10 protein-coding genes are annotated in these 8,128 nt (G+C 64.7%); 5 read left to right on the forward strand and 5 right to left on the reverse strand.

The features are described from left to right. On the forward strand, window positions 1-1,101 hold a 1,101-nt coding region (locus ABI660_RS21975), incomplete at its 5' end, for an MFS transporter (RefSeq protein WP_348072149.1). Here ABI660_RS21975 and ABI660_RS21980 read toward each other — a convergent pair. The 4 genes from ABI660_RS21980 to ABI660_RS21995 all read right to left on the reverse strand — a co-directional run bounded on the left by ABI660_RS21980 (window position 1,087) and on the right by ABI660_RS21995 (window position 2,856). Next, on the reverse strand, window positions 1,087-1,635 hold the full coding sequence (locus ABI660_RS21980) for a DsbA family protein (protein WP_348072151.1): 549 nt from the start codon (window positions 1,633-1,635) through the stop codon (window positions 1,087-1,089). The genes ABI660_RS21975 and ABI660_RS21980 overlap by 15 nt on opposite strands. An 83-nt stretch (window positions 1,636-1,718) precedes the next feature. Continuing rightward, complete coding sequence (gene trxC, locus ABI660_RS21985; protein WP_348072153.1) at window positions 1,719-2,156, reverse strand: thioredoxin TrxC; 438 nt, start codon at window positions 2,154-2,156, stop codon at window positions 1,719-1,721. Between the two features lie 129 nt (window positions 2,157-2,285). Then, entirely contained in the window at window positions 2,286-2,516 is a 231-nt protein-coding gene (locus ABI660_RS21990) for a hypothetical protein (RefSeq protein ID WP_077594459.1), read from the reverse strand. Beyond that, on the reverse strand, window positions 2,503-2,856 hold the full coding sequence (locus ABI660_RS21995; RefSeq protein ID WP_348072155.1) for a hypothetical protein: 354 nt from the start codon (window positions 2,854-2,856) through the stop codon (window positions 2,503-2,505). The genes ABI660_RS21990 and ABI660_RS21995 overlap by 14 nt, the downstream gene beginning before the upstream one ends. 467 nt (window positions 2,857-3,323) lie before the next feature. Between ABI660_RS21995 and ABI660_RS22000 the strand changes: the two genes are divergently transcribed. Continuing rightward, window positions 3,324-3,596: an oxidative damage protection protein gene (locus tag ABI660_RS22000; RefSeq protein WP_293593270.1), complete on the forward strand. Its 273-nt coding sequence runs from the start codon at window positions 3,324-3,326 to the stop codon at window positions 3,594-3,596. Between the two features lie 124 nt (window positions 3,597-3,720). Beyond that, window positions 3,721-5,574: an FAD-dependent 5-carboxymethylaminomethyl-2-thiouridine(34) oxidoreductase MnmC gene (gene mnmC / locus ABI660_RS22005; protein ID WP_348072157.1), complete on the forward strand. Its 1,854-nt coding sequence runs from the start codon at window positions 3,721-3,723 to the stop codon at window positions 5,572-5,574. Between the two features lie 58 nt (window positions 5,575-5,632). On the opposite strand, the gene ABI660_RS22010 is transcribed toward mnmC, so the two are convergent. Next, the gene (locus ABI660_RS22010; RefSeq protein ID WP_348072159.1) at window positions 5,633-6,490 is read right to left on the reverse strand and encodes a response regulator; all 858 of its coding nucleotides are present in this window, start codon (window positions 6,488-6,490) and stop codon (window positions 5,633-5,635) included. A 205-nt stretch (window positions 6,491-6,695) separates the two neighbouring features. Here ABI660_RS22010 and ABI660_RS22015 point away from each other — a divergent pair, with 205 nt between their 5' ends. After that, window positions 6,696-7,487, forward strand: coding sequence for a sulfite exporter TauE/SafE family protein (locus tag ABI660_RS22015; protein WP_348072161.1), 792 nt, complete (start codon window positions 6,696-6,698; stop codon window positions 7,485-7,487). A 24-nt stretch (window positions 7,488-7,511) separates the two neighbouring features. Beyond that, on the forward strand, window positions 7,512-8,128 hold a 617-nt coding region (locus ABI660_RS22020; RefSeq protein ID WP_348072163.1), incomplete at its 3' end, for a nitrite/sulfite reductase.

Raw genomic sequence — 8,128 nt, forward strand, 5'->3', positions numbered from 1 at the left:
CGTGCGCTGCAGGGCGTGGGCGCGGCACTGCTGGTGCCGGCCAGCCTGGCCATCATTGGCAATGTGTTTGAAGGCGAAGCACGCGGCAAGGCCATAGGCACCTGGGCCGCCTGGGCGGCCATTACCGGTGCGGCGGGGCCGGTGCTGGGCGGCTGGCTGGTGGACACCGTGTCCTGGCGTGCAATTTTTTTCCTGAATGTGCCACTGGCCGCGGCCACGGTCTGGCTGGCCCTGCGCGCCGTGCCTGACAGCCGCGACCCCGACGCGCCCCGGCACTTCGACTGGCTGGGCGTGCTGTTGGTGGCCAGCGGCCTGGGCGCCCTCACCTACGGGCTGACCTTGGCACCCGAGCGCGGCTGGAGCCATGCGCGTGTGCTGCTGCCACTGGCACTGGGTAGTGCCGCGCTGGTGGGCTTTGGCGTGGCGCAGCTGCGCGTGCGGGCGCCCATGATGCCGCCTTCGCTGTTCAAGTCGCGTGATTTTGTCGGCACCAACCTGCTGACGCTGCTGCTTTACTTTGCGCTGGGCGGCGTGCTGTTCTTCCTGCCATTTGTATTGATAGGTGCCTTTGGCTACTCAGCCACTGCGGCGGGTGCCACGCTGCTGCCCTTTTCCATCATCCTGGGCCTGCTGTCTTCAACGGCCGGCCAGGCCATGGAGCGCTTCGGCGCGCGGCGCATGCTGATAGGTGGCCCGGCACTGGCCGCTGCCGGCCTGGCCCTGATGGCGCTGCCGGGTGTGGGCTGGTCTTACTGGGCGGGATTTTTCCCCGCCATGGTGGTGCTGGGCCTGGGCATGACGATTGCCGTCGCGCCGCTGACCACCACCGTGATGAACGCGGTGCCTACTGCCCACGCCGGCGTGGCTTCGGGTGTGAACAATGCCGTGGCGCGCATCGCAGCCTTGCTGGCCGTGGCCGTGCTGGGTGTGGTGTTTAGCGCGTCCCTGGGCGGCCCGATGGAGGGAGCGCCTCCTGCCACGCTGATCCATGCCTTCCGCTGGGTGGTGCTGGCCGCCGTGTTGTGCGCTCTGGCCTCGGCCATGTGCGCCGCGGTGTTTTTGCAGCCTGCGCCAGCCGCCGCCGGGTCAGGCTCGCAATAACGCCTGCTCGATGGCCTCGTGCAGGTGATGCAAACCGAATGACACGTCGGTGTACACGCCGTTGACGTAAAACGTTGGCGTGCCGCGCAGGCCGAGGTGCTGCCCGCTTTGCAGGTGCTCCTGCACGCGCTGCAGGTAGACGTGGTCTTTCATTTCGTATTGGTAGCGCGCCATGTCCAGGCCCAGCAGGCGGGCGTGGTCCAGCAGGTGCTTTTCTTTCAGGTGCTGCTGGTGTTCGAACAGCAGGTCATGGAAAGGCCAGAACCTGCCTTGGGCACCTGCGGCTTCGGCCGCTTCGGCCGCCAGTTCAGCATCGGGATGGGCCGCCCGCTGCGGGTAATGGCGGTAGACAAAACGCAAATCGCTGCCGAAGTGGGCGAGCATGATTTTCAGCGCGCCATGCGCCTGAACGCAGGACGGGCACTGGAAGTCAGCGTACTCCACCAGCGTTACCGGGGCCGATGCGGGGCCGAAGATGTGGTCAATCGCCTCGTCCGGTTGCAGTACCGGATCGGGCCTGGCGTGGTCATTCATGAAAATCCCCTTTTGGACTTTGATGGACTCTTTGACTGCCCAGTATGCACGGCTCGCACCATGCCTGCACGGGCTTCAGGGCTTTAACCGGTGTGCGCCCGCGTCCAGCGCACGATGTCGGCCGCGCCCATGGCGCCGGGCTGGCGCGCGACCTCGCGGCCGCCCACAAACAGCGCCAGGGTGGGAATGCTGCGAATGTTGAAACGCGCGCCCAGGTTGCGGGCTTCTTCGGTATTGACCTTGGCCACGCGCACCGCGGGCTCGAGCTGCGCCGTCGCCTGCTCATAGGCCGGCGCCATCTGCAGGCAGGGGCCGCACCAGGGTGCCCAGAAATCAACAAGTACCGGAATCTGGCTGCGCGCAATGTGGCGGTCAAACGCGGCTTCGTCGAAGCTGGCCGGGTGCCCGGTAAACAGCGCCTGGTGGCAACTGCCGCAGTCAGGTGCCTTGGCCAGGTCGCCACTTTTCACGCGGTTGGTCGTGTGGCAGTGCGGGCACACGATGTGCATCGGATCCGTCATCGGCCTCCCTTGCAGTGTTTGTGTCTCATTCCTTTTCTACATCATTCGTGAACGCGAAGGCGAAGCGACGGTAGTACAGACGTACGGCTAGCGAAGCCGACAAAGTGCACGGATGATTTAGAAATGGAATCAGCTGCCGGCTTCGTCCAGTGCCTTGCACGAAGGCGCACACACGGCATGGGACTTGCCCAACACCTTGCGTGTGCCCATTTGCGAGCGGGGACGGTGTTTGCCGCACATGAAGCACGACATCGTGGCGGCGCCGAAAGAGGCGGACGCCACGAACGGGGAGCCCGACACCTTGGACTTGTAACGCAGTCCGTCGGCGAGGACGGTGGTTTTGGCATCAGCTCTGGCCATGGGTGTTTCCTTGGTTGGGTTGGCGCATTGCGCGCTCTATGGCTTGCCTGGCTTGCCGTTCGGCAGCCAGCGCCGGATCCAGCGGCGAACGGCAAAGGCCTGCGTGCTGGTAGTGCGTATTTTCGTACATTTCGGCCGCGGCCGGGTGCGTGTCGAGCAAAGCACCCAATTCGAGCCCGGGCTCTGCCTCTTTCAATGCGCTGGCCAGACGGTTCACCACCGAGCGGTATTGCTCCGCGCCCACGGGTACAACGCTGTGCTCCAGCCTCTCGAGCAAACTAGCCAGCACGTGGGTCACGGTCAGGCTGGCACTGGAAGACGGGGTTTGGGTTGTGTTCATGCCTCTGAAACTGGGGCCTTTTGGTCGAAAAACAAGCAGATGGGGGCGTGCCGAGGACTCACTATTGTTTTGATAGCTGTCGGCGCCCATCCTGCAAGGGCTGGAGGCCGATTTGTCGATAAATTCAGGGTGGCACCAGCTTTACGGCGAGTGACGTGACGGCTGCGCTTGTTGCCGGGTGTATATCTCTGGTCGAAAGAGCTGCCCAGGAGCCTGCCGATGGTGAACAGTTTCAGCGGGGGAGCCTGCCCGAACAACCGGGCGCCGACGGGAGTGGCACAGCTTGCCAACCCTGCCAATGCAACGGCTAATGCCAGACGGGTTGAAACATTCATAAAATGGCTGCATGGGATCATGGTCTGCTTTCTGGTCTGGATTCCGGGAGCCGCAGACCAAAACAGGAACGAATTAGTTTTCAGTTCTTAATACCCAAAACATCTATAACGACATCTCACGAAAGCAATCATATGGCACGCACCGTCAAATGCATCAAACTGGGTCGCGAAGCCGAAGGCCTGGACTTTCCACCCTACCCTGGCCCGCTGGGCAAACGCCTGTGGGAAGAAGTCAGCAAGGAAGCTTGGGCCGAATGGATGAAGCAGCAGACCATGCTGGTCAATGAAAACCGCCTGAACCTGGCCGACGCCCGCGCCCGCCAGTACCTGGCTCGTCAAATGGAAAACCATTTCTTCGGCACGGGCGCAGACAAAGTCCAGGGCTACGTTCCCCCGACGGAATAAGGCCCCCACGCTTGTCAATTCGTGTACTGCGCTGCCCCCCGAGGGGGCGCTGCGCCTGCGGCCCGGCTGAGCCGGTTCCGCGGCCCCGGCTGGTCTGGATCCGGGGCACGCACGCTTGTCGGCCATGAGAGAACTGATCGAATGGTTGCCTGACGGCACGCCTTACAGCCCGCGTTTTGGTGACCGCTACCGCAGCGAGTTGGGCGGCCTGGCGCAGTCGCGCGAGGTGTTCCTTCATGGTTGCGGCCTGCCCGCGCTGTGGGCCGGCCAGCCGCAGTGGCGCATTCTCGAAACCGGCTTTGGCCTGGGGCTGAACTTCCTGGTCACCTGGCAGGCCTGGAAGGCTGACCCCAGCCGCCCGCGCCTGCTGCATTTTGTAAGTACCGAGGCCTACCCCGCCGGCGCTGTCGATGTGCTGCGTGCCGCGGCCGCCCACCCCGAACTGCTGCCTTTGGCCGAACAGCTGCAGGCCCAGTGCTGGGGTTTGCTGCCGGGGCTGCACCGGCTGGTGTTCGAAAGCGGGCTGGTGCTGCTCACCCTGTACATAGGCGACACCCGGGCCGTACTGCGCGAGCAGGCCTTTGAAGCCGACGCGGTGTACCTGGACGGCTTCAGCCCGGCCAAAAACCCCGGCATGTGGGACATCCACACGCTCAAGGCCGTGGCGCGCTGCTGCCGCCGCGGCACCCGCATTGCGAGCTGGACGGTGGCGCGCAGCGTGCTCGACGGGCTGGCACAAGTCGGCTTTGCCGTCAAAAAAAAACCGGGCCTGCCGCCCAAACGCGACAACTTGCAGGGCGAGTTCAACCCGCGCTGGGAGCTGCGCAGAGCCAGGCACGCCACCCCCGTGCAGCCCACCACCTGTGTGGTTATAGGCGCGGGACTGGCCGGTGCAGCTGCGGCGGCCAGCCTGGCCCGGCGCGGCTGGCAGGTGCTGGTGCTGGATGCGCATGGCACGCCGGCCGGCGGCGCCTCGGGTTTGCCGGCCGGTGTGCTGGTGCCGCATGTCTCGCCCGACGACAGCCTGCTCTCGCGCCTGTCGCGCTACGGCGTGCGCGCCACGCTGCAGCAGGCCGAAGCCCTGCTGCGGGAAGGCCAGGACTGGCAGGCCAGGGGCGTGCTGGAGCGCCGCCTGGACGGCAGCATCGGCCTGCCTGCAGACTGGCCCGAAGCGGGCCGCGACTGGAGCGAAGTTGCGCTACCGGCGCAGAAGACCCAAGCCGGGCTGGATGCGGCCACAGCGGCCTGCTGGCACCACCGCGCTGGCTGGATCAAGCCAGCGCGGCTCGTCGGCGCCTTGCTCGCCCAACCCGGCATTGAATGGCGCGGCGGGGTGCAGGTGGCGCGGCTGGAGCGCAGCGCCGCTACCGGCCTTTGGACCGTGCTCGATGCGAAGGCCCAGCCCCTGGCGCAGGCCGGCCTGGTGGTGCTGGCCGCAGGCTATGCCAGCCGGCTGCTGGTAGACGCCGGCCTGCCGCTGCAGGCGATTCGCGGGCAGATGTCCTGGGGCTTGCGGCAGGTGGCCGACGAAAGCGTGTTTCCCGCCTTCCCGGTCAATGGCAATGGCAGCTTCATCCCCGCGGTACCTTCCGGCGGCCAAACCATGTGGCTGGCCGGTGCCGGCTTTCAGCGGGACCGGGACGACAGCGAAATCGACCCGCAAGACCAGCGGGCCAATCTTGAACGCCTGCAGAGCCTGCTGCCGGCCACGGCCGCCCGCCTGGCGCCCGCCTTTCAGGAGGGGTCAGTACAAGCCTGGGCTGGCGTGCGCTGCGCGTCGCCGGACCGGCTGCCGCTGGTGGGGCCGGTGCATGCCGGCGTGCTGCCGGGACTCTGGTTCAGCACGGCCATGGGCTCGCGTGGATTGACTTTTGCCGTGCTGGGCGGCGAACTGCTGGCGGCCGGGCTGCATGGCGAGCCTTTGCCGCTGGAAAACCGCATGGCGCAGGCACTGGCGCCGCAGCGCTTTCTTGCCTGATACTGCGGAAAATTCAAGCGCTTTAGTGCTCCAGCCCAATAAACACGGACGCAAGCAGCTATAGTTTTTGCAGCAACTTCTTGAGTTGCCCGGGATGCAGGGGTTTTTTCAGGTACACCTGTGCACCCGAGAAGCGCGCCCGCAAGCCCTGCTGCCAGTTTGGCGCCGCGCCGGTCACAAACAGGTGCGCAATGGCAGGTCGGGTGTTGTCCACCGCCTTGATCAGTTGCCAGGGGTCTATATCGGTCAGCCCGAGGTCCAGGGTGACGAGCTGGTAGGCATGGGTATTCAACAGCACCAGGGCTTCGGTGCCAGTGGCCGCTTCATCCACCTCGTGCAGGCCGGCGGCGGCGAGCTTGGCGCGCAGGTACAGGCGGTCATCGCGCCCCGTGTCCACCACCAGCACACGGCGCCCGCCTGCCGGCAGGGCGCCGGGTTCCAGCGGTAGCGGCTCGGTGTCGTCGGCCCCGGCATCCAGCATCACGTCGAGGTCGTGCTCATGCGCAAGATCGAGGTCCAGCGCCGACGAGGCCGGTGCTGCAGCGGAAGGCAAAGGGGAAAGATCGGAAAGAGGGGAAGGAGAGGAAGGGGCTGGCGGCGCGAACTCCTCGTCCATCGCCTCCAGCACGGCCGACCATTTGACCGGCGCGGGAAACGTCCGCCAGGCCTGGACAGGCGGGTCCTCGCCGATCCAAATCAGCTTGACTGCGTCATGCAGGGGATTTGCCAGTTCCAGGACGGCTTCCCAACTGTCGCCGTCGATGAGGAGGATGTCCGGGGCATGCCTGGCCTCCGCCGTTTGTGCCGTCCAGGCGGAATAAACGATGTCACGCGATTCGGAGAGGCGAAACACCGAATCCAGTGCATGACGCTCGGTATCGCTGAAGCCGTAGAACTTGACGTAGATGCGCTTCACTGCCGTGCCTGCCTATGGTTTGTTATTGCCGTGGATGATACGGGGCTTGTGTCCAATTGTTGCGACAGGCGTTGTCCGGATGACACGAAATTTGATGATCAAGCTCGGGAAACGCCCATAAACACTGGTGAATAAGCTTATTCGCATAAGCGAACAACGAATCTGTAGTTTGTTTTCATAAGCAGCACACCTAAAGTGTGCGGCTATGCATGATTTTGCTTTTGTCTTTGCTGGCTTTGCCGTCGGCCTGGTAGTGGGCCTGACCGGCGTGGGCGGGGGCTCGCTCATGACCCCGCTGCTGATCTTCTTTTTCGGGATCAAGCCGCATTTGGCCATCGGTACCGACCTGCTGTTTGCCGCTTTCACCAAACTGGGCGGCACGGTCAGCCTGGCCCGCGCCCGGCTGGTGGACTGGAAAATTGTGGGGCAGACCGCCGCAGGCAGCATTCCGGCCTCGCTGATCACGCTTTACGTGCTGCATCTGGTTGGCCCCGCCAGCCCCGCCGCACATGCCGTGATGACCACCACGCTGGGGGTGGCGCTGCTGCTCACCGCAACAGCGATGCTCTACAAGGCTGTTTATGGCAAGTCAGCCCCGCGCCACATCGCTCCCGCCGCCCTGGAAGCCGCGACGCAGGCGCGTCACTGGGCGCTGCCGGTGCTGTTTGGCGCGGTCATCGGCAGCCTGGTGACGCTGACCTCGGTCGGCGCCGGTGCCATCGGCGTCATTGTGCTGATGCTGCTTTACCCCGCCCTGCCGCTGCCGCGCATTGTGGCCGCCGACATTGCCCACGCTGTGCCGCTGACACTGGTCGCCGGTCTGGGCCACGCCTCCATCGGCTCCGTGGACTGGATGCTGCTGGCCAAGCTGCTGGCCGGCTCGCTGCCCGGCATCTGGCTCGGCTCGCGGCTGGTCAACAGCACGCCCGACCGCTGGATACGCTCCCTTCTTTCCGTGCTGCTGGCGTATGCCGGCGTCAAGCTCATCGCCATCTGAATCCCTTTTTTTTCTCTGACAGCCATGTACCAATACACCGAATTTGACCGCCAGTTCGTCCGGGCGCGCGCCGACCAGTACCGCGACCAGCTAACACGCTGGCAGGCTGGCCAGCTGCCTGAAGACGAGTTTCGTCCCCTGCGTTTGCAAAACGGCTGGTATGTGCAGCGTTACGCGCCCATGCTGCGCGTGGCTGTGCCTTACGGTGAACTCTCCAGCGCGCAGGTGCGCGTGCTGGCAAAAATTGCCCGCGAATACGACCAGCCCAATGCGGCCCTGTTTAATGAAGCGCAGGCCAAACAGGACCAGCTCGGCCCTGTCAACCTGAAAAGCGGCCTGTCCGTCAGCTCGAAACTGACCGCTGGCTACGCCCATTTCACAACACGCCAGAACATCCAGTACAACTGGATCCCGCTGGACAAGTCTGCCGACGTGATGGACCTGCTGGCCCGCGTCAGCATGCACGGCATTCAGACCAGCGGCAACTGCATACGCAACATCACCAGTGACGAGCGTGCCGGCATTGCCGTTGACGAAATTGCCGACCCGCGGCCCTTCGGTGAAATCCTGCGCCAGTGGAGCACGCTGCACCCCGAGTTCGCCTTTTTGCCTCGCAAGTTCAAGATCGCCATCAGCGGCGC

It is taken from the genome of Polaromonas sp. (assembly GCF_039930745.1).
Lineage (GTDB): Bacteria > Pseudomonadota > Gammaproteobacteria > Burkholderiales > Burkholderiaceae_C > Polaromonas.